Raw genomic sequence first — 20059 nt, 5'->3', positions numbered from 1 at the left:
CTGCGGAGATGCGTATAGTCATGCCATCCACGAGGAGGGTTCTGATGACGGTACGAGCAGCGGTGGCAGGTGCGAGCGGATACGCGGGCGGTGAGCTCCTGCGTCTTCTTCTCGCGCACCCCCACGTCGAGATCGGCACCCTGACCGGCCACTCCAACGCCGGTCAGCGGCTCGGCAGTCTTCAGCCGCATCTCCTCCCGCTCGCCGACCGCGTCCTCGCGCCGACCACCGCCGAGTCCCTGGCCGGCCACGACGTCGTCTTCCTCGCGCTCCCGCACGGCCAGTCCGCCGCCGTCGCCGAGCAGCTCGGACCGGACGTCCTCGTCGTCGACATGGGCGCCGACTTCCGGCTGAAGGACTCCGCCGACTGGGAGACCTTCTACGGGTCCCCGCACGCCGGCACCTGGCCCTACGGCCTCCCGGAACTGCCGGGTGCCCGCGCCGCGCTGGAGGGGCCCAAGCGCATCGCGGTGCCCGGCTGCTACCCCACCGCCGTCTCCCTCGCGCTCTTCCCCGCGTACGAGAACGGCCTCGCCGAACCCGAAGCGGTGGTCGTCGCCGCCAGCGGCACCTCCGGCGCGGGCAAGGCCCTCAAGCCGCACCTGCTCGGCAGCGAGGTCATGGGCTCCATGTCCCCGTACGGCGTCGGCGGCGGCCACCGGCACACCCCCGAGATGATCCAGAACCTCAGCGCGGCGGCCGGCGAGCGCGTCGGGGTCTCCTTCACGCCCACCCTCGCGCCCATGCCCCGGGGCATCCTCGCCACCTGCTCCGCCAAGGCGAAGCCCGGGGTCACCGCCGAGACCGTGCGCGCCGCGTACGAGAAGGCCTTCGCGGACGAGCCCTTCGTCCACCTGCTCCCCGAGGGGCAGTGGCCCGCGACGGCATCCGTCTACGGTTCCAACGCCGTTCAGATCCAGGTCGCCCACGACGCCGCCGCGAACCGCATCATCGCGATCAGCGCCATCGACAACCTGACCAAGGGCACCGCCGGCGGCGCGGTGCAGAGCATGAACATCGCCCTCGGGCTCCCTGAGGACACCGGACTTTCCACGATTGGAGTCGCTCCATGAGCGTCACCGCAGCGAAGGGATTCACGGCAGCGGGCATCGCCGCCGGGATCAAGGAGAACGGCAACCCGGACCTGGCCCTCGTGGTCAACAACGGGCCCCGCCGCACCGCCGCGGGCGTCTTCACCTCCAACCGCGTCAAGGCCGCTCCGGTGCTGTGGTCCCAGCAGGTGCTGACCACCGGCGAGCTGGCGGCCGTCGTTCTCAACTCCGGCGGCGCCAACGCCTGTACGGGCCCGCAGGGCTTCCAGGACACCCACGCGACCGCCGAGAAGGTCGCCGAGGTGCTCACCGCGCAGGGCACGAGCACCGGCGCCGGCGAGGTCGCCGTCGCCTCCACCGGCCTCATCGGCCTGCTCCTGCCCATGGACAAGGTCCTGGCCGGCGTCGAGAAGGCCGCGGGCGAGCTCTCCGAGCACGGCGGCGAGAAGGCCGCCATCGCCATCAAGACCACCGACACCGTCCACAAGACCTCCGTCGTGACGAAGGACGGCTGGACCGTCGGCGGTATGGCCAAGGGCGCGGGCATGCTCGCCCCCGGCCTCGCCACCATGCTCGTCGTCCTCACCACCGACGCCGACATCGACAGCAAGGGCCTCGACGCGGCCCTCCGCCAGTCCACCAGGGTCACCTTCGACCGGGTCGACTCCGACGGCTGTATGTCCACCAACGACACCGTCCTCCTCCTCGCGTCCGGCGCCTCCGGCATCACGCCCGCGCAGGACGAGTTCGCCGAGGCCGTCCGGACCGTCTGCGACGACCTCGCCCGCCAGCTCATCGGCGACGCCGAGGGCGCCAGCAAGGACATCCGTATCGAGGTGATCAACGCCGCGACCGAGGACGACGCCGTCGAGGTGGGCCGCTCCATCGCCCGTAACAACCTCCTCAAGTGCGCCATCCACGGCGAGGACCCCAACTGGGGCCGGGTGCTCTCCGCCATCGGCACGACCGCGGCCGCCTTCGAGCCCGACCGCCTGAACGTCGCCATCAACGGCGTCTGGGTCTGCAAGAACGGCTCGGTCGGCGAGGACCGCGACCTCGTCGACATGCGCTTCCGCGAGGTCACCATCACCGCCGACCTCGCCGCCGGGTCCGAGACCGCCGTCATCTGGGCCAACGACCTCACCGCCGACTACGTCCACGAGAACAGCGCGTACTCGTCATGAGCGGAACCCGTAAGCACACCGCGCTCCCCAAGGCCGAGATCCTCATCGAGGCGCTGCCCTGGCTGACCCGCCACAACGGCAAGACGGTCGTCATCAAGTTCGGCGGCAACGCCATGATCGACGACGAGCTCAAGGCGGCCTTCGCCCAGGACGTCGTCTTCCTGCGCCACGCCGGCCTCAAGCCGGTCGTCGTGCACGGCGGCGGCCCGCAGATCAGCGCCGCGCTCGACCGGCACGGCATCATCAGCGAGTTCAAGGCAGGCCTGCGCGTCACCACCGAGGACGCCATGGACGTCGTACGGATGGTGCTCGCCGGCCAGGTCCAGCGTGAACTCGTCGGGCTGCTCAACCAGCACGGCCCCTTCGCCGTCGGCATGACCGGCGAGGACGCCCACACGATCACCGCCACCAAGCACCAGCCGGTCATCGAGGGCGAACAGGTCGACATCGGCCGGGTCGGCGAGATCACCTCCATCGACACCGGCGCCATCGAGGCGCTCCTGGAGGACGGCCGGATCCCGGTCATCTCCTCCATCGCCCGCTCCCAGGACGACGGACATGTCTACAACGTCAATGCTGATACGGCGGCTGCGGCTCTCGCTGCGGCGCTGGGCGCCGAGACCCTGATGGTCCTGACCGACGTCGAGGGCCTCTACGAGGACTGGCCCAACAGCGACGAGGTCATCAGCCGGCTCACCGCGAGCCAGCTGGAGAAGCTGCTGCCCGAGCTCTCCAGCGGGATGGTCCCCAAGATGGAGGGCTGTCTGCACGCCGTACGGAACGGGGTCACCACCGCCCGTGTGATCGACGGCCGCGTCCAGCACTCGATCCTGCTGGAGATCTTCACGGACTCGGGCATCGGCACGATGGTGGTACCGGACGAGACGACGGGGGACGGGAAATGAGCAACGCGGAACTGAGCAACGCGGGACTGGCCCAGCGGTGGCAGGGCTCGCTGATGGACAACTACGGCACGCCGAAGCTGTCCCTCGTCCGCGGTGAGGGCGCCAGGGTCTGGGACGCCGACGGCAACGCGTACCTCGACTTCGTCGGCGGCATCGCCGTCAACGCGCTCGGCCACGCCCACCCGGCGATCGTCGAGGCCGTGTCGCGGCAGATCGCGTCCCTCGGCCATGTCTCCAACCTGTTCGTCGCCGAGCCGCCCGTCGCGCTCGCCGAGCGGCTGCTCCAGCTCTTCGGCCGGCCGGGCCGCGTCTTCTTCTGCAACTCCGGCGCCGAGGCCAACGAAGGCGCCTTCAAGATCGGCCGGCTGACCGGCCGGACCCACATGGTCGCCACCCAGGGCGGTTTCCACGGCCGGACCATGGGCGCGCTCGCCCTCACCGGCCAGCCCGGCAAGCAGACCCCGTTCCTGCCGCTCCCCGGAGACGTCACGCACGTCCCGTACGGAGACGTCGAGGCCCTGCGCGCGGCGGTCACCGAGGAGACCGCGCTGGTGATCATCGAGCCGATCCAGGGCGAGAACGGCGTCGTCGTGCCGCCCGTCGGCTACCTCCAGGCCGCCCGCGAGATCACCCGCGCCACCGGCACCCTCCTGGTCCTCGACGAGGTCCAGACGGGCATCGGCCGGACCGGCCACTGGTTCGAGTACCAGGGCCACGACGGGGTGGAGCCCGATCTTGTGACCCTGGCCAAGGGCCTCGGCGGCGGTCTGCCGCTCGGCGCGACGGTCGCGTTCGGCGAGGCGGCCGAGCTGTTCAAGCCCGGCCACCACGGCACGACCTTCGGCGGAAACCCGGTCGCCTGCGCCGCCGGACTCGCCGTGATCGACACGCTCGCGGCGGACGGCGCGCTCGACGAGGTCAAGCGCCTCGGCGAGAAGCTGCGCAGCGGAATCGAGGGTCTGGACCACCCGCTGGTCTCCCATGTCCGTGGTGCGGGCCTCCTGCTGGGTATCGTGCTCACCGAGTCCCTCGCGCCCCAGGTGCAGCAGGCGGCTCAGGACGCCGGTCTCCTGGTGAACGCGCCCGCCCCCGATGTCGTACGGCTCATGCCGGCACTGATCATCACCGACGCGGAGGTGGACGTATTCCTGGCAGCGCTGCCCGGTGTCCTCGACGAAGCGGTGAACGGGGAAGAATGAACCGGAGAATGAGACGACGATGACCGACGCGCAGGAATCCGAGCACTGGGGGTCCCCCCGGGCGGAGCCTGGGGGAGGGCCGTCCGTTCCGCAGACCCGTACCGCACGCCACCGCAGGATCGTCGACATCCTCAACCGGCAGCCGGTGCGCTCGCAGAGCCAGCTGGCCAAGCTCCTCGCGGACGACGGGCTGAGCGTCACGCAGGCGACGCTCTCCCGCGACCTCGACGAGCTCGGCGCGGTGAAGATCCGCAACACGGGCGGCGAGCTGATCTACGCGGTCCCCAGCGAGGGCGGCTTCCGCACCCCGCAGGCGCCGCTCGGCGAGTCCGCCAAGGAGGAGCGCATGCGGCGCCTCTCCGGCGAACTGCTGATCTCCGCCGAGGCCTCCGCCAACCTGGTGGTCCTGCGGACCCCACCGGGCGCGGCCCAGTTCCTGGCGTCGGCCATCGACCAGGCCGAACTCCACGCGATCCTCGGCACGATCGCGGGAGACGACACGCTGCTGCTGATCTCCCGCGACCCCATGGGCGGCCAGGCACTCGCCGACCATCTGCTGCGGCTCGCGCAGAACGACCGCTAGGCCGTTCGGCGACGGCCGGTACGGGACCCCGACCGGCCGTCGCCGCGCTCACGCCCCCGGGCGGGGGAGCGGCGGCAGCGGGAGCGGCAGCCCCGGAAGCCCGTCGATGCTGGCGGCGATGTGGTCCTTCTTCTCGAAGTACGCGCTCAGCGAGGCGTCGTCCTCACGCGCGAACCGCTTCCCGTGCAGATCGCGGTCCTCGTCGTACGTCATGAACGGCACCGCGTAGCCGCAGGTGTCCCGGACCAACTCGGCCGAGACGACGACGATCGCGCGCAGCCCGTGCTGGTCGACGTCGATCGAGGGGAAGTGCGCCATGAGCCCCTCCCACCGCGCGTCGTCCCGGAACACGGGCTCGCCGCGCCCGTGCACCCGGACGATGTTCGGCGGCCCCTGGAACGCGCACCACATGAGGGTAATGCGGCCGTTCTCGCGCAGATGCGCGACGGTCTCGGCGTTGGATCCGGCGAAGTCGAGGTAGGCGACGGTCCGTTCGTCGATGACGGCGAACGAGCCGGTCAGTCCCTTGGGCGAGAGATTGATGGTGCCGTCGCCGTCGAGCGGCGCGGTGGCGGTGAAGAAGAGCGGTTGGGCCTCGATGAAGGCGCGAAGTCGTCCGTCTATGCGTTCGTACGTCTTTCCCATGAGGCCGATTCTGCCCGGGCGGTGACGATCCGACAGGTGTGTCTCACCACTCGGTTGCCCGGTGCCCCGAGAGATCCCCGAGACTTCCGACGACCTCACCCACGCGCCTGTCCTGCTGTGCGGCGTACTGCTGCCGGTACTGCTCGCTGGTGTCCATCAGCTCGGCGTGGCTGCCCGAGGCCACGACCCTGCCCCCGTCCAGGACCACGATCATGTCCGCGGCCCGGATCGTCGAGAGCCGGTGTGCGATGACCAGCAGCGCGCAGTCGGCGGACGCCTCCCGGATCGACCGCCGCAGCGCCACCTCGTTGACGGCGTCCAGGTGCGCCGTCGGCTCGTCGAGGAGCAGCAGGCTCGGGTGGGTGAGGAGCGAGCGGGCGATCGCGATCCGCTGCCGCTCCCCGCCCGACAGCGCCATCCCGTGCTCTCCCACATCGCTGTCGAGCCCCCGCGGCAGCCTGGCCACCACATCGGTCAGCCGGGCCATTTCGATCACCCGCCGCAGGTCGTCCTCCGTCGCGTCCGGGGCCGCGTACGTCAGGTTCTCCCGCAGTGTGCCGTGCAGTACCGGCGCGTGCTGCTCGACGAGCCCCGTCCGCGCCCGCTGTCCGGCGCGGCTCAGCTCCCGTATGTCGCGGCCCTCGAAGAGGATCCGCCCGCCATCGGGGTCGTAGAAGCGCTCGGCAAGCGCGAAGACTGTCGATTTACCGACACCGGAACGGCCGACCAGCGCCACGTGTCCACGCGGCGGGACCGTGAAGGAGACGCCGCGCAGGACCGGCCGCCCGGGCGCGTAACCGAACCACACGTCCTGGAACTCGAGGACGGGGGATTCGGGGGCAGGGGACTTCAGGACGGCTCCGTGCGGCGCTCCACCGGGCTGTTCGACGGGCAGATCGAGGATCTCGGTGATGCGCCGCAGCGCCCCGAGGCCCTGCCGCAGCGTGCTCGCCGCCTGGAAGACGGCGCCGAGCGGGCCCACCAGATAGAGCATGTAGAGCAGGAAGGCCGCGAGATCGGCGAAGGAGCCGTCCTGTCGGCCGACCCGTACACCGCCGATGACGAGGATCAACAGGAACGAACCGTTGACGCTCAGCACGATCGCCGGCGCGACGACCGCGTCCAGCTTGCCGACGCGCACGCCCGCCGCGTACGCGGACCTGGCCCGGGCGCCGATGCGGTCCGCCTCGCGGGGCTCGGCGCGGCTGGCGCGGACGGTCCGGATCGCGGAGAGCGCCCGTTCCAGTTCCGAGGTCATCTCGCCCGTGGCCTGCTGGGCGTGGAGCGACGCGCTCTCGATGCCGCGCAGCACCGACCAGACCACGAGCGTGCCGAGGGCGACCATGGCCAGGACGATCAGGAAGAGCACCCAGTCGAGCCACAGCATCAGCACCACGACCCCGATGAGCCCGATGCCGCCGCTGACCGTGTCGGTGAACCCTTCGGCGATGAGCAGCCGCAGCGCGGTGCCGTCGGAGGTGGTGCGCGAGATCAGGTCGCCGATCCGGTGCCGGTCGTAGGTGCTCATCGGCAGCCGCAGCAGATGGCGGATGAGGTCGAGCCTGATGCCGAGGACCACTCCCTCGCCGGTCCGTGCGAGCACGTACTGAGCCAGACACTGGACGCCCGCCTGGGCGACGAAGAGCCCGGCGAGGAGCGTGACACCGGGGGCGACGGCCGCCCCCGCCCCCGCGGACTCGATCAGTTGCCTGACCACCAGAGGCTGGGCAAGCCCGAGCGCCGACGCGGACACCGTCAGGACGACGGCGAGCGTGATCCTGCGGCCGTGCCCGCGCAGGACGCGGAAGACCTCCCGCGGCCCTGTTCGCCTCGGGCGGTCTGTGTGCCCTGTGCGCGTTGTGGCGTCGGCGTCCACGGGGAACGGCCTCACGGAACGGTGAAGAAGGTCTGGAAGTAGTCGGGCGGGTGCCGCTCACCGACGGGTCTGCCCTCCGCCTCCACCCAGGCGTGCGCCCCGAACGGTGGGAGACGGCGCACCCCCACGCACCAGGTCGGCCACACACCGCCCAGGCGGCACAGCAGGACGGTGGCCAGCGACAGCGGCAGGCAGCTCTCGGGCCGGCCGCAGACCGGGCTGACCGTGGTCACCGCGTCCCTGGCCGCCCTGGCGTCGTCGTAACCGGCCGGACGGGCACCACGGCTCAGCCGGACGAGCACCGCACGGATGTGGCCCGGCGGCCGGCGGGCCAGCAACCGGGCCACACCGACGACCACATGGACCTGGGCGCGCCGCCACGGGCCGGATACGTTCATGGACGGCTCTCCTCCCGTACCAGCAGCCCCGAGGCGAAGAGGGCGGCGACCAGCTCCTGGACGTCGTGGTGGGCGCTGTCGGCGTCGATGTCGTACTCGGCCGCGAGTTCCTGGACGGCCTCCTCGGCCGTACGCCCGTCGAGCAGGGCGCGCAGCACCTGCGCCCCCGTGGGGTTCAGCTGCCAGTAGCTGCCGTGCTCCTCGTCGAGCAGCGCGAGCCCGTAGTCGGTCTGCGCGAAGGACACGCCGTTGCGCAGTCGTGGAGTCATGGCTGTGCTCCCACCACGGTCGGGTGCGCGGCGGCCCGCTCCCACGTCCGCAGCCAGGTCTCGCAGGCCACGGCCTGGTACAGGGCGTCGTGCAGGTCGTACGGCTGGTACTGGAGCGGGCCGGCGCACATGCGGCGGAGGGCCGCCTCGTCCAGGAGACCGAGTCGGCCCAGCCGGGAGCCGTCGAACAGGGCGAGCAGCTCCGGGCGGATCTCCCGCAGCGCCGCGTCCAGATCGCAGAGGCCGCCGGACTTCGCCGGCCGGTGCAGGCCGGCCTCCGGCACGATGCCCCGCATCGCTTCCTTGAGCAGGGGTTTGTACATCCACGGCCGCCGCTTGTCCTCCGGACGCACCGACAGCGCGGCTTCGACGACCCGGTCGTCGAAGTAGGGGGCTGACAGCGTGAGCCCGATCCGTGCGGCCGGCCGGCTCATGAGGCGGACCGTGCGGGCGGCTCCGCACAGCGCGTCCAGCTCGTCGTGGAGGCCGGGGTTCTCGGCCAGTGGCCGTGCGGTGGGCGCCTCGGCCCGGATCAGCTCCCGTACGGCGTCGGCCGCCTCTGCCGTCACCCAGGGCGCGAGACGCGGGGTGGGGCCCCAGTCGAGCTGCGGCACCGGTTCTGGGGGCGGGGGAGTCGTGAGCCGCTCGGCGGCCCCGCTCAGCCAGTCCCCGTACGGGGGAAGGGTACGCAGCTGTCGGAGCATCTCGCTGCGCGGCCACTGGTACTGGGCGGCGAGACCGCGCAGCAGGCGCAGGGCCGCGGCGGGTCGGCGGCGCAGCAGTGTCCGCAGGTGGAGCGGTGCGCCAGTCAGCAGTTCGTCGCCTCCGTAGCCGCTGAGGTGGCAGTGCGATCCGTGCTCGGCGGCGGGCCGGACGATGGTGAGCCAGCGGGCATGGTCCGCGACAGCGCCGCACGGCTCGTCCATCGGCTCGTCGAGCGGTGGCGCGAGGTCGAGCAGCCCCTGGTAGATGCGCGGCATCCGTCCGGCAGGGACGATGTGGTGCCGGACGCTCCTCAGCGCGGCGGCCGTGGTGCTCGCCCACCGCACGTCGTCGTCGAGCGGGTCGGGACTCGCGGCGGTGCAGGCGATGACCTCGGTGCCGCCGCGGGCTGCCAGCGCGCACAGCGAGGTCGAGTCGAGCCCGCTCAGATCGCTGCTGAGCAGGGGGCGCCCGCTCGTCCGGACCTCCACCGCCGCCGCGAGGGCGGCGCGCAGGTCACGGGCTCCTTCAGCCAGCGGCACCTCGGGTTCGGGCGGACGCCACCGGCGGACCTGTCGGGGTGACGCATCGGCGTCGAGCAGTAGACAGCTGTCGTGCGGTACGAGATCGACGCCGCCCCAGACGGGCCGCGACGTGACCGGGTGGAGCTGCGGCGGGTCGAGCAGGAGGGCGGCCAGCCGGCGTTCGTCGGGACCCTGTCCGTTGAGGAGGGCGAGGACGTCGGCCCGGTCGGAGGCCACCGTGACACCGCCGACGGCGGCGCGGAACACGCGCCGGAAGCCCGACACCGTGCCCTGGACGCGTACGCGCCCGTCGACGGTGGCGATCAGATGGAAGCTGCCGCCGGCCGTGGAAGCGAACGTGTCGGCCTCCGAGTCGGTACGCAGAGCAGCGGCGGCCTCGTCGAGCCGCCGCGCGGTGACCGTGTGCTCCCCGGCCAGCGCGAGTCCGTTTCGTCCCGCCCGTCCCGTCACGACGGCGCCGGGATCCCACCGGCCGACGATCCAGGGACGTCCGGAGGGGTGCCGGACGGTCCGCTGCGCGCGGCCGCGCAGTACCGAGGCCACCGGGGCGGCTGACGGGGAGTCCGGGAGAACCACGAACCATGAGGGGATGAGAGCGAGTTGGGAGGGTCCGGGCACTGCCGCACCGCCTTTCGCCGTGGCGCCGTCGTCCACCGTCCGGTGACGGGTGATCTGCGCCCGTCACCGGTTCTCTGTGCTGCCCCTTCACAGCAGGTTGCCCTTGATCAGGACGTCGGGCGGTCCCTGGCCCTTACGGAATTTGCCGGCCGTCACCTTGCGGAAGGAGCCGACCAGAATCAGGGTGGGACGCTCGTAGGCGCGCATGGTTACACCTCCCCTCATTCCCAGAGCGGACGGCAGCTGCCGCGCGGCGCATCGCCGGCGGATCGCCACCTGGGAACGGATGTGCGGATTCGGCCCCGCAAGGCCCCGGTGCAGACTCGGGAGACTCTCGCCGAGTGGAGACCGGTCACACGCTCAACTGTTCAGCGTTTCAACCCATTTGGTCGCGCGATATGAGCGGTTTGCGCACTTCCAGGGTACCCGGTTCTGTGGGGGACATGTCCACTCGCACCGAGCCCTGAGGGCTCGATTGACAAAAACATACGGAGGCCTGCATAGTTATGCCCATCAGTGCTTGCAAGGTAAGGAGAACCCCGTGACCGAGCGTGTCGTACTCGCCTACTCGGGCGGCCTGGACACCTCCGTCGCCATCGGCTGGATCGCCGAGGAGACCGGTGCCGAGGTCATCGCCGTGGCCGTCGACGTCGGCCAGGGCGGCGAGGACCTGGACGTCATCCGCAAGCGCGCGCTCGCCTGCGGGGCCGTCGAGGCCGAGGTCGCGGATGCCAAGGACGAGTTCGCCGAGGAGTACTGCCTCCCGGCGATCAAGGCCAACGCCCTCTACATGGACCGCTACCCGCTGGTCTCCGCCCTCTCCCGGCCCGCCATCGTCAAGCACCTCGTCGCCGCCGCCGAGAAGCACGGCGCCGGCATCGTCGCCCACGGCTGCACCGGCAAGGGAAACGACCAGGTCCGCTTCGAGGCGGGGATCCAGGCCCTCGGCCCCGACCTGACGTGCATCGCCCCGGTCCGTGACTACGCCATGACCCGCGACAAGGCCATCGCCTTCGCGGAGAAGGCGAACCTCCCGATCGCGACCACCAAGAAGTCCCCGTACTCCATCGACCAGAACGTCTTCGGGCGCGCCGTCGAGACGGGCTTCCTGGAGGACATCTGGAACGCGCCGATCGAGGACATCTACGAGTACACCTCGAACCCGGCCCTCCCGCGCGAGGCCGACGAGGTCGTGATCTCCTTCAAGGAGGGCGTCCCGGTCGCGATCGACGGCAGCCCCGTCACCGTCCTCCAGGCCATCCAGCAGCTCAACGAGCGCGCCGGCGCCCAGGGCATCGGCCGGATCGACATGGTCGAGGACCGGCTCGTCGGCATCAAGTCCCGCGAGGTCTACGAGGCTCCCGGCGCGATCGCCCTCATCACCGCCCACCAGGAGCTGGAGAACGTCACCGTCGAGCGCGAACTCGCCCGCTACAAGCGGCAGGTCGAGCAGCGCTGGGGCGAACTCGTCTACGACGGCCTCTGGTTCTCCCCGCTCAAGCGCGCCCTGGACGGCTTCATCGAGGAGGCCAACCAGCACGTCACCGGCGACATCCGGATGACCCTGCACGGCGGCCGCGCCGTCGTCACCGGCCGGAGGTCCGAGGAGTCGCTGTACGACTTCAACCTCGCGACCTACGACTCGGGCGACACGTTCGACCAGTCCAAGGCCCAGGGCTTCATCGACATCTTCGCCCTCTCCGCGAAGATCGCCGCACGGCGTGACCTCGCGTAAGCCGACCTCGTTACTTCTCGTACGACACACCCTCCTGAGGAGCAGTACCTGTGAGCAGCAACAACGGTGACGTCCGGCTCTGGGGCGGCCGTTTCGCCGACGGTCCGGCCGAGGCGCTGGCGAAGCTGTCCGCGTCGGTCCACTTCGACTGGCGGCTGGCGCCGTACGACATCGCCGGATCCCGCGCCCACGCGCGCGTGCTCCACAAGGCCGGGCTGCTCACCGACGACGAGCTGACGCGCATGCTCGCCGGCCTCGACCAGCTGGAGTCGGACGTCGCGTCGGGCGACTTCGTCGGCACGATCGCCGACGAGGACGTCCACACCGCCCTGGAGCGGGGCCTCCTGGAGCGCCTCGGCGCCGACCTCGGCGGCAAGCTGCGGGCCGGCCGGTCGCGCAACGATCAGGTCGCCACGCTCTTCCGGATGTACCTGCGCGACCATGCCCGGATCATCGGCGGCCTGATCGCCGACCTCCAGGACGCGCTCGTCGGCCTCGCCGACGCCCACCCGGACGTCGCCATGCCGGGCCGGACCCACCTCCAGCACGCCCAGCCGGTGCTCTTCGCCCACCACGTCCTCGCCCACGTCCAGTCCCTCTCCCGGGACGCGGAGCGGCTGCGGCAGTGGGACACCCGGACAGCCGTCTCCCCGTACGGCTCCGGCGCCCTGGCCGGCTCCTCCCTCGGGCTCGACCCGGAGGCGGTGGCCAGGGACCTCGGCTTCGAGCGGGGCTCGGCGGGCAACTCCATCGACGGCACGGCCTCGCGCGACTTCGTCGCCGAGTTCGCGTTCATCACCGCGATGATCGGCGTGAACCTCTCCCGTATCGCGGAGGAGATCATCATCTGGAACACGAAGGAGTTCTCCTTCGTGACCCTGCACGACGCCTTCTCCACCGGCTCGTCGATCATGCCGCAGAAGAAGAACCCGGACATCGCGGAGCTGGCACGGGGCAAGTCGGGCCGCCTGATCGGCAACCTGAGCGGCCTGATGGCCACGCTCAAGGCGCTCCCCCTCGCGTACAACCGCGACCTCCAGGAGGACAAGGAGCCGGTCTTCGACTCCTGCGACCAGCTGGAGGTCCTGCTGCCGGCCTTCACGGGCATGATGGCCACGCTCACGGTCAACCGGAAGCGCATGGAGGAGCTGGCTCCGGCAGGCTTCTCGCTCGCGACCGACATCGCCGAGTGGCTGGTCAAGCAGGGCGTGCCGTTCCGGGTGGCGCACGAGGTGGCCGGCGAGTGCGTGAAGGTCGCCGAGGCGGAGGGCAAGGAGCTGGACGAGCTCACGGACGACCAGTTCGCGAAGATCTCCGAGCACCTCACCCCGGAGGTCCGCACGGTCCTCAACGTCCCGGGCGCACTGGCCTCCCGTGACGGCCGTGGCGGTACGGCTCCGTCCGCCGTCCGCGCCCAGTTGGTCGAGGTCAAGGCGGACCTGGTGATCCAGCACGCCTGGGCCACCGCCAAGCAGTAACGCTCAGAGCACCGTCACAGCGCCGCCGCCCACTCCGCGAGCGCGTCGAAGTCCGGCCGGAGCAGTCCGAGTCGGGGATCGACGTGCAGCAACAGGGCGGCGGCGAGGTGGTTCTGGTCCACGTACTCGTGGTCGTACGACGTGATGTCGTCGTCCACCCAGGCGAACGGCCGCCCGGCCGCGTACTCCAGGATGTACTGCGTCTTCCAGAAGGTCCCGCGAGGGGCCTTTCCGTGCATCTGGGGCCAGTCGATGAACGGCAGCTCGGGCAGCCCGAGATGAGGCCCGATCCAGTCATTCGCCTCGCCCTTCCAGGTCGTCGCCCACACCAGCTCGTACGACTCGGCAAGCGCGCGCAGCTCGTCCCCGTGCGCGGGGTTGAGCCACACCCGCAGCGGCTTCGTCTCGAACCAGCCGCCCGGCCGCATGCGGTGGGTCGTATATCCCGCCGGCCGGCGCTGGGCCTGTGCCGCATAAGGATTCAGCGGCCCGTCCACGTCGATCAGCAGCAGCGGTTTCGTCATGTCCACAGCATTCCTTCCCGGCCCTCTATGAGGCGTCGAATTATCGAATGAGACATGAGCGTCTCATTCGGTGTATGGTTGTCTCATGTCAGTCGACCGCACCCAGGTGCTCCACGCCGCCGCCGCCCTGCTCGCCCGGAAATCGACCGCCACCATGGACGAGGTCGCCCGGGCCGCCGGCATCGGGCGCGCCACCCTGCACCGGCACTTCGCCGGGCGGGACGCGCTGGTCAGGGCCCTGGAGGCGATGGGCATCGAGGAGTTCGAGGCCGCGCTCGACACCGCGCGCCTCGACGACGGTCCGGCCGACGACGCCCTGCGGCGGCTCGTCGCCGCGTCCGAGCCCTGCGCGCAGCTGCTGGCCTTCCTCGTCACCGAGAACCAGCTCTTCGAGGGCGACCAGATCAACGTGGGCTGGGCCCGGCTCGACGCCCGGGTCAGCGCCCTCTTCCGGCGCGGCCAGGAAGAAGGCACCTTCCGGATCGACCTGAGCCCCGCCTGGCTCACCGAGGCCCTCTACGGCCTCATCTCGTCCTGCGCCTGGTCCGTCATGGACGGCCGGGTCGCGGCCAAGGACTACCCCTACATGATCACCGAGCTGCTGCTCGGTGGCGCACGACGGAGCGTGGAGAAATGAGCAGGACCCAGCAGCTGAGCCCGACGACGGAGACGGAGGTGAAGAGCCCCGGCCGCTGGCTCGCGCTATCGGTTCTCGTCCTCGCCGTCCTGCTGGTCGCGGTGGACGCCACGGTCCTCGGCCTCGCCACCCCCTCCCTCAGCGAGGACCTCGAGCCGACCGGCACCCAGCTCCTCTGGATCGGCGACATCTACTCCTTCGTCATCGCCGGACTCCTCGTCTCCATGGGCTCCCTCGGCGACCGGATCGGCCGCAAGAAGCTGCTCCTCGTCGGCGCGACCGCCTTCGGCGCCGTCTCCGTACTCAACGCGTACGCCACCAGCCCCGAGATGATGATCGTCGCCCGCGCGCTCCTCGGTGTCGCCGGCGCGACGCTGATGCCGTCGACCCTGGCGCTGATCCGGAACATCTTCCACGACCCCAAGGAGCGCAGCCTCGCCATCGGCATCTGGGGCGCCACCGCCTCCGCCGGCGCGGCCATCGGACCCGTCGTCGGCGGCGCGCTGCTCCAGCACTTCTACTGGGGCTCGGTCTTCCTCATCAACCTGCCCGTCATGGCCGTCCTGGTCCTCGTCGGCATCAAGCTGCTGCCCGAGTCCAAGAACGCGGTCGCCGGCCCCTGGGACCTGCCCAGCGTCGGACTCTCGCTCGTCGGCGTCATCGGCGTCGTCTACGCGGTCAAGGAACTCGCCTCCCACGGCCTGTCCTGGGAGATCGGGGCCGCCGCGGCCATCGGCGCCGCCGCCCTGTTCGCCTTCGTCCGGCGCCAGTACGCGCTGACCGCGCCGCTGCTCGACATGCGACTGTTCAAGCACCGCGGCTTCTCGGGCGCGGTCCTCGCCGACCTGCTCACCGTCTTCGGACTGTCCGGACTGGTCTTCTTCCTCTCCCAGTTCCTGCAACTCGTCCAGGGACGCGAGCCGCTGGAGGCCGGCCTGGCCGAACTGCCCGCCGCCATCGGCGCCGTGGTCACCGGCCTGATCGCCGGCCGGTACGCCCGCCGGTTCTCGGTACGCGCAATCGTGGCCGGCGGCCTCGGCGCCATCGGACTCGCGCTCGCCGTCATCACCCTGGTCCACCGCGACACCGGCTACCCGCTGCTCGGCGCGGCCCTGCTCGTCGTCGGCCTCGGCGCCGGATTCTCGTTCACCGTCACGGCGGACGTGATCCTCTCCAGCGTGCCCAAGGAGCAGGCGGGTTCGGCCTCCGCCGTCTCCGAGACCGCGTACGAACTGGGCGCGGCGCTCGGCATCGCGCTCCTCGGCTCGATCGTCACCGGCGTCTACCAGGGCTTCACGACCCCGGCAGGAGTCCCGGCGGACACCGCCGCCGCGGCCCACGAATCGCTCGGCGGCGCGGTCGAGGCCTCCGCGGGCCTCGCCCCCGACGCGGCGAACGCCCTGGTCTCCACGGCCCAGGACGCCTTCGTCGACGGCCTGAACATCGCGGCCGGCGTCGGCGCGGCGGTCCTGCTCGCGACGGCGGTCGCGGCCTGGTTCCTCCTGAAGGGCCAGAAGCTGGCGGACGGGGTGGAGCACCCGTAACCCGTCGTGGGCACAACACCACGGGGCCGGGGTCCTTCCGAAGGACCCCGGCCCCGTGGGCCTACCCGCTCACAACGGCTACGCGGCCTTCGCCTTCGTGGCGTACATGTCCACGTACTCCTGGCCCGAAAGACGCATCACCTCGGACATCACCGAGTCCGTCACCGCCCGCAGCACATAGCGGTCCCGGTCCATCCCCTCGTACCGCGAGAACTCCATCGGCTCGCCGAAGCGGACCGTCACCCGGCCCGGCCGCGGCAGCCCCGCCCCGCCCGGCTGGATCTTGTCCGTGCCGATCATCGCGAACGGCACCACCGGCGCGCCCGTCATCAGCGTCAGCCGCGCGATGCCGGTACGCCCCCGGTACAGCCGGCCGTCGGGGGAGCGGGTGCCCTCCGGGTAGATCGAGAAGATCTTGCCCTCCTCCAGGACGCGGCGGCCCGTCATCAGCGCCGCGACACCGCCCCGGCCGCCGTCCCGGTCCACCGGGATCATGCCGACGCTGGTGAAGAACCAGGCCATCAGGCGGCCCTTGAAGCCCTTGCCCGTGACGTACTCGTCCTTGCCGATGAAGAAGACCGGGCGGTCCGTGCAGATCGGCATGATCATCGAGTCGATGAACGTGAGGTGGTTGCCCGCCAGGATCACCGGACCCGTCCCGGGGATGTTCTCGGCACCTTCCACACGTGGGCGGAACATCAGACGCAGGATCGGTCCGAGCACTGCCTTGATGAGTGCGAGACGGGACAACGGTTCCTCCGGTGTCGGGGGCGTGGGCGGCGTCGTACGGGGGCCGTGCAGGTGAGGACGATACTCGCGGGTCACCGTCGTGCGCACATCGGGTTCACCGATCGGATACGCAGTGTTGACGTGTGTTTCCGCCAAGTTCGGCCAGGGTCTGCCGCAGGTAAGGGGCGAGTGCCTACGGTCGGAGCAACGATTGACAGGTGCGGGACATCACATCGAAGGAGCCTTCATGACACAGGGTGAGCACCGGAGCCCGGCCCGGCGGACGGTCCTCGGGGCGGCGGGCGCCGCTGTACTGGGAGCCTCGACGGCCCTTCCCACGGGCGCCGCGCAGGCCGCCGAGGCACGGGGCAAGGGTCACGGCTTCCGCTCCCTCCCCGTCCCCACCGTCATCGCACACCGCGGCGCCAGCGGCTACCGCCCCGAGCACACCCTCGGCTCCTACCAGCTCGCGCTCGACCTCGGCGCCCACGTGATCGAGCAGGACCTCGTCCCCACCAAGGACGGCCACCTGGTCTGCCGCCACGAGAACGACATCACCGGCACGACGGACATCGCCGACCACCCGGAGTTCGCCTCCCGCAGGACCACCAAGTCCGTCGACGGCGTGTCCCTGACCGGCTGGTTCACCGAGGACTTCACCCTCGCGGAGCTCAAGACCCTCCGCGCCAAAGAGCGCATCCCCGGCACCCGCCAGCAGAACACGCTCTATGACGGCCGCTGGCAGATACCCACCTTCGAGGAGGTGCTGCGCTGGGCCGAGCAGGAGGGCCGCCGCCGGGGCCGCGAGGTCTGGCTGCACGTCGAGACCAAGCACCCCACCTACTTCCGCTCCCTCGGCCTCGGCCTGGAGGAGCGCCTCGCCAAGCTGCTGCGCCGGTACGGGCGTCACCGCGCCGACTCCGCGGTCTTCCTGCAGTCCTTCGAGCCGAGCAGCATGCAGCGGATGGCGAAGCTGGTGAACTCCCCGCGCGTGGTGCTGCTGTGGACCGCGGACGACCGGCCGTGGGACTTCGTCCAGGCGGGTGACCCGCGCACGGTCGCGGATCTGGTCACGCCCGAGGGGCTGCGGTGGATCGCCTCGTACGCCCAGGGCATCGGTCCGGTCCTCGACCTGGTCATCCCGAAGGACAAGGACGGCCGCCTCGGGACCCCGACGACCCTGGTGCGCGACGCGCACGCGGAGGGCCTGATCCTCCACCCGTACACCCAGCGCAACGAGAACAGCTTCCTGCCCGCCGACTTCCGCCGCGGCACGGACCCGACGGCCTACGGAGACGCCTTCGGCGCCCTGAAGACGTACCTCGCCACGGGCATCGACGGCATCTTCACCGACAACCCGGACACAGCACTGCTGGCCGCTTCGGACTGACCCCGTTGTGGGCATACGTTCCGCAGGGGCGGAACGGGTGGGCACAACCCACAAGCGCGGCGCCGTCCCGTGGTCCGTCCAGCCCAAGACCCTGGGCCCGGACCACGGGCAACCGCACCCACGCGAGTGGTTTACGCACAAGTCCGCAACCGCCCGCCGCCCCGCCCCGTCGTGCCGGACATGACCCCCGACCCACACCTCCTCCGCACCCTCGCCCCCCTCCTCGCCGCCGAGTCCAGCGCCGAGGCCCCCGCCGCCGGCGTCGACGCGGGCGACCTCGAACAGGCCGTCTGGCTCAAGCTCCTGGAGCGCCTCCAGGAGCACGACGCCCCCACCCGCCCCGCCGACTGGCTCCGCCGCGCCGTCCGCGCCGAGGCCCGCCGCGCCCGCCGCGCCGCGCTGCGGGAGCGCCCGTACCGGGGCGAGGAGGCCGCCGAGCCGCACGACGGCTCCCCCGAGAGCACCGCCCTGACGACCGAACGCCGCCGCGCCGTCCGCGCCGCCGTCCGCCGCACCCCCGGCCACTGCCCGCGCCTGCTCACCGCGATGCTCGACCCGGCCGACCCCACCTACCGGGAAATCGCAGGGGAGTTGGGTATCTCACAAGGCAGTCTGGGGCCGATGCGTTCCCGCTGCCTGGGATGCCTGCGCAGAATGCTGGCTGCAGAGGTTCCCGCGGCGACCTTGAGGGGAAGGGTGCGGGAGACCGACCGATGGACCAGGTGAGCGGGAGGCATGCACACATGGGCATGAGCGTGACCATCTCAGCGGCTGACGCGCAGGACGCGGAGCACATACTCAAGCTGCAGTACCTCTGTTACCAGAGCGAGGCCGAGCTCTACGGCGACTACGCCATCGAGCCGCTCACCCAGACCCTGGACGCCCTGCGGGCCGAACTCGCCCAGGGCCACGCGCTCGTGGCGCGCCTCGGCGACGAGGTCATCGCCTCCGTACGCGGCCGGGTCGACGAGGCGGGCACCGTACGGATCGCCAAGCTCATCGTCCACCCGCGCATGCAGCGGCACGGCCTCGGCGGCCGGCTGCTCGACGCCATCGAGGCCCACTTCGCCGGCGACCCGGCCCCCACCGCCAAGCGCTTCCAGCTCTTCACGGGCCACCGCAGCGAGGGCAACCTGCGGCTGTACCGGAAGAAGGGGTACGAGCAGGTCGCCACGCGCGAGATCGGGCCCCGGCTCACGCTCGTGACCCTGGAGAAGGCGGCTTAGGCAGTCACCCGGGAGCGCCGCAGCCACCAGATCCCGGTCACCGGCAGCAGTACCGGGATGAAGATGTAGCCGTAGCCGTAGTCCGACCAGACCGTCGCGTCGGGGAACGCGGACGGGTCAAGCAGCGTCCAGGTCCCCACGGTCAGTACGCCCACCAGCTCGGCGGCGCAGCACACAAGCGCCGCCCTGCGGGCCGTCTCCCCGCCCCGGACCAGCGTGTACGTGATGAAGGCGTACACCACGGCCGCCACCGCGGACAGCGCGTACGCGAGCGGCGCCCGGTCGAACTCGGTGGCGATCTGGTAGATCGAGCGCGAGACCGCGCCGACCGACATCACGCCGTACAGCCACACCAGCAGCATGCCGGGGCCCTTGACCAGGCGCGTGCCCCTGCCGGTCGCGTCCGTCGCGGTCATCAGCCCACCGTCCAGATGTCGAAGAGACGTACCTCCAGGACCGCGAGCACGACCCCGCTCGCCGCCACCGTCGCCGAGCCCCAGCGGCTCCGCTCCGTCAGCGACATGAAGGCGGCCGCCGGCACCGCGCACAGCGCGCCCAGCAGATACGCGACGAAGATCGTCGCCCCCTCCTCGGCCTTCTCGCCGCGCGACAGCTGCACGATGCCGACGACCAGCTGGACCAGGGCGAGGAAGGTCACCACGGCCATGCCGATGAAGTGCCAGTCCTTGGTCGGCTGGTCTCGGGTGAAGGCGAAGCCGCACCAGGCGGCGAGGGCGAGCGCGGCCACCGAGACCGCGACCGTCAGGGCGTCAAGCATGGCCCCGAGGGTATTACGGGCCGAAAGGCCCGATGCGCTCGC

At 71.1% G+C, this 20059-nt stretch carries 22 protein-coding genes; 12 read left to right on the top strand and 10 right to left on the bottom strand.

Annotated features, from left to right (window positions below; translation table 11 throughout):
• Positions 1-44 precede the first annotated feature (44 nt).
• From argC to ACZ4VI_RS10140, 5 genes are read left to right on the top strand one after another with little or no spacing between them, the layout of a single operon-like run.
• Positions 45-1073, top strand: a complete 1029-nt coding sequence (argC, locus tag ACZ4VI_RS10160) for an N-acetyl-gamma-glutamyl-phosphate reductase (RefSeq protein ID WP_467998413.1) — start codon at positions 45-47, stop codon at positions 1071-1073.
• A complete protein-coding gene (argJ, locus tag ACZ4VI_RS10155; RefSeq protein ID WP_467998411.1) occupies positions 1070-2236 on the top strand; it encodes a bifunctional glutamate N-acetyltransferase/amino-acid acetyltransferase ArgJ in 1167 nt (388 codons plus the stop codon). The genes argC and argJ overlap by 4 nt, the downstream gene beginning before the upstream one ends.
• Positions 2233-3141, top strand: coding sequence for an acetylglutamate kinase (gene argB / locus ACZ4VI_RS10150; RefSeq protein ID WP_467998409.1), 909 nt, complete (start codon positions 2233-2235; stop codon positions 3139-3141). Before argJ ends, argB begins: the two co-directional genes overlap by 4 nt.
• Positions 3138-4340 carry an acetylornithine transaminase gene (locus tag ACZ4VI_RS10145; RefSeq protein WP_467998408.1) on the top strand — a complete coding sequence of 401 codons (1203 nt, stop codon included), beginning with the start codon at positions 3138-3140 and terminating at the stop codon, positions 4338-4340. The genes argB and ACZ4VI_RS10145 overlap by 4 nt, the downstream gene beginning before the upstream one ends.
• Before the next feature lie 19 nt (positions 4341-4359).
• Positions 4360-4923, top strand: a complete 564-nt coding sequence (locus ACZ4VI_RS10140; RefSeq protein WP_467998406.1) for an arginine repressor — start codon at positions 4360-4362, stop codon at positions 4921-4923.
• 48 nt (positions 4924-4971) lie between these two features.
• Here the strand turns inward: ACZ4VI_RS10140 and ACZ4VI_RS10135 are convergent, their stop codons facing one another.
• From ACZ4VI_RS10135 to ACZ4VI_RS10110, 6 genes are all read right to left on the bottom strand, one after another.
• Positions 4972-5568, bottom strand: a complete 597-nt coding sequence (locus ACZ4VI_RS10135; RefSeq protein WP_467998405.1) for a pyridoxamine 5'-phosphate oxidase family protein — start codon at positions 5566-5568, stop codon at positions 4972-4974.
• A gap of 43 nt (positions 5569-5611) precedes the next feature.
• The gene (locus tag ACZ4VI_RS10130; protein ID WP_467998403.1) at positions 5612-7444 is read right to left on the bottom strand and encodes an ABC transporter ATP-binding protein; all 1833 of its coding nucleotides are present in this window, start codon (positions 7442-7444) and stop codon (positions 5612-5614) included.
• 11 nt (positions 7445-7455) lie between these two features.
• Positions 7456-7842 carry a lasso peptide biosynthesis B2 protein gene (locus ACZ4VI_RS10125; RefSeq protein WP_467998401.1) on the bottom strand — a complete coding sequence of 129 codons (387 nt, stop codon included), beginning with the start codon at positions 7840-7842 and terminating at the stop codon, positions 7456-7458.
• Positions 7839-8111 carry a lasso peptide biosynthesis PqqD family chaperone gene (locus ACZ4VI_RS10120; protein WP_467998399.1) on the bottom strand — a complete coding sequence of 91 codons (273 nt, stop codon included), beginning with the start codon at positions 8109-8111 and terminating at the stop codon, positions 7839-7841. The genes ACZ4VI_RS10125 and ACZ4VI_RS10120 overlap by 4 nt, the downstream gene beginning before the upstream one ends.
• Positions 8108-9934: an asparagine synthase-related protein gene (locus ACZ4VI_RS10115; protein ID WP_467998397.1), complete on the bottom strand. Its 1827-nt coding sequence runs from the start codon at positions 9932-9934 to the stop codon at positions 8108-8110. Before ACZ4VI_RS10115 ends, ACZ4VI_RS10120 begins: the two co-directional genes overlap by 4 nt.
• A 129-nt stretch (positions 9935-10063) precedes the next feature.
• Positions 10064-10183 (bottom strand): keywimysin-related RiPP, encoded by a 120-nt coding sequence (locus ACZ4VI_RS10110; protein ID WP_467998395.1) that lies wholly within the window; start codon positions 10181-10183, stop codon positions 10064-10066.
• A 334-nt stretch (positions 10184-10517) separates the two neighbouring features.
• Here ACZ4VI_RS10110 and ACZ4VI_RS10105 point away from each other — a divergent pair, with 334 nt between their 5' ends.
• Together ACZ4VI_RS10105 and argH are read left to right on the top strand one after the other, a co-directional pair.
• The gene (locus tag ACZ4VI_RS10105) at positions 10518-11711 is read left to right on the top strand and encodes an argininosuccinate synthase (RefSeq protein WP_467998393.1); all 1194 of its coding nucleotides are present in this window, start codon (positions 10518-10520) and stop codon (positions 11709-11711) included.
• Between the two features lie 50 nt (positions 11712-11761).
• Positions 11762-13189 carry an argininosuccinate lyase gene (argH, locus tag ACZ4VI_RS10100; protein ID WP_467998391.1) on the top strand — a complete coding sequence of 476 codons (1428 nt, stop codon included), beginning with the start codon at positions 11762-11764 and terminating at the stop codon, positions 13187-13189.
• Positions 13190-13203: 14 nt separating this feature from the next.
• On the opposite strand, the gene ACZ4VI_RS10095 is transcribed toward argH, so the two are convergent.
• On the bottom strand, positions 13204-13713 hold the full coding sequence (locus tag ACZ4VI_RS10095; RefSeq protein WP_467998389.1) for an HAD domain-containing protein: 510 nt from the start codon (positions 13711-13713) through the stop codon (positions 13204-13206).
• Between the two features lie 85 nt (positions 13714-13798).
• Here ACZ4VI_RS10095 and ACZ4VI_RS10090 point away from each other — a divergent pair, with 85 nt between their 5' ends.
• Positions 13799-14350, top strand: a complete 552-nt coding sequence (locus ACZ4VI_RS10090; RefSeq protein ID WP_467998387.1) for a TetR/AcrR family transcriptional regulator — start codon at positions 13799-13801, stop codon at positions 14348-14350.
• Positions 14347-15894 (top strand): MFS transporter, encoded by a 1548-nt coding sequence (locus ACZ4VI_RS10085; RefSeq protein WP_467998385.1) that lies wholly within the window; start codon positions 14347-14349, stop codon positions 15892-15894. The genes ACZ4VI_RS10090 and ACZ4VI_RS10085 overlap by 4 nt, the downstream gene beginning before the upstream one ends.
• A gap of 78 nt (positions 15895-15972) precedes the next feature.
• Here ACZ4VI_RS10085 and ACZ4VI_RS10080 read toward each other — a convergent pair whose 3' ends face one another.
• Positions 15973-16644 carry a lysophospholipid acyltransferase family protein gene (locus ACZ4VI_RS10080; RefSeq protein WP_329122715.1) on the bottom strand — a complete coding sequence of 224 codons (672 nt, stop codon included), beginning with the start codon at positions 16642-16644 and terminating at the stop codon, positions 15973-15975.
• A gap of 226 nt (positions 16645-16870) precedes the next feature.
• Between ACZ4VI_RS10080 and ACZ4VI_RS10075 the strand changes: the two genes are divergently transcribed.
• The 3 genes from ACZ4VI_RS10075 to ACZ4VI_RS10065 all read left to right on the top strand — a co-directional run bounded on the left by ACZ4VI_RS10075 (position 16871) and on the right by ACZ4VI_RS10065 (position 19239).
• Complete coding sequence (locus ACZ4VI_RS10075) at positions 16871-18013, top strand: glycerophosphodiester phosphodiesterase (RefSeq protein WP_467998383.1); 1143 nt, start codon at positions 16871-16873, stop codon at positions 18011-18013.
• Between the two features lie 180 nt (positions 18014-18193).
• Positions 18194-18739: a sigma-70 family RNA polymerase sigma factor gene (locus ACZ4VI_RS10070; protein WP_467998381.1), complete on the top strand. Its 546-nt coding sequence runs from the start codon at positions 18194-18196 to the stop codon at positions 18737-18739.
• A gap of 17 nt (positions 18740-18756) precedes the next feature.
• Positions 18757-19239, top strand: coding sequence for a GNAT family N-acetyltransferase (locus ACZ4VI_RS10065; protein ID WP_467998379.1), 483 nt, complete (start codon positions 18757-18759; stop codon positions 19237-19239).
• On the opposite strand, the gene ACZ4VI_RS10060 is transcribed toward ACZ4VI_RS10065, so the two are convergent.
• Together ACZ4VI_RS10060 and ACZ4VI_RS10055 are read right to left on the bottom strand one after the other, a co-directional pair.
• Positions 19236-19655: a hypothetical protein gene (locus tag ACZ4VI_RS10060; protein ID WP_467998377.1), complete on the bottom strand. Its 420-nt coding sequence runs from the start codon at positions 19653-19655 to the stop codon at positions 19236-19238. The two genes, ACZ4VI_RS10065 and ACZ4VI_RS10060, sit on opposite strands and share 4 nt — an antisense overlap.
• On the bottom strand, positions 19655-20017 hold the full coding sequence (locus ACZ4VI_RS10055) for a hypothetical protein (protein WP_467998375.1): 363 nt from the start codon (positions 20015-20017) through the stop codon (positions 19655-19657). The genes ACZ4VI_RS10060 and ACZ4VI_RS10055 overlap by 1 nt, the downstream gene beginning before the upstream one ends.
• Positions 20018-20059: the final 42 nt, after the last annotated feature.

The sequence above is a fragment of the Streptomyces sp. NPDC029169 genome (assembly GCF_055563935.1).
Note: the sequence above shows the minus strand (reverse complement) of the source record. Positions and strands in the feature narration are given on the sequence as shown.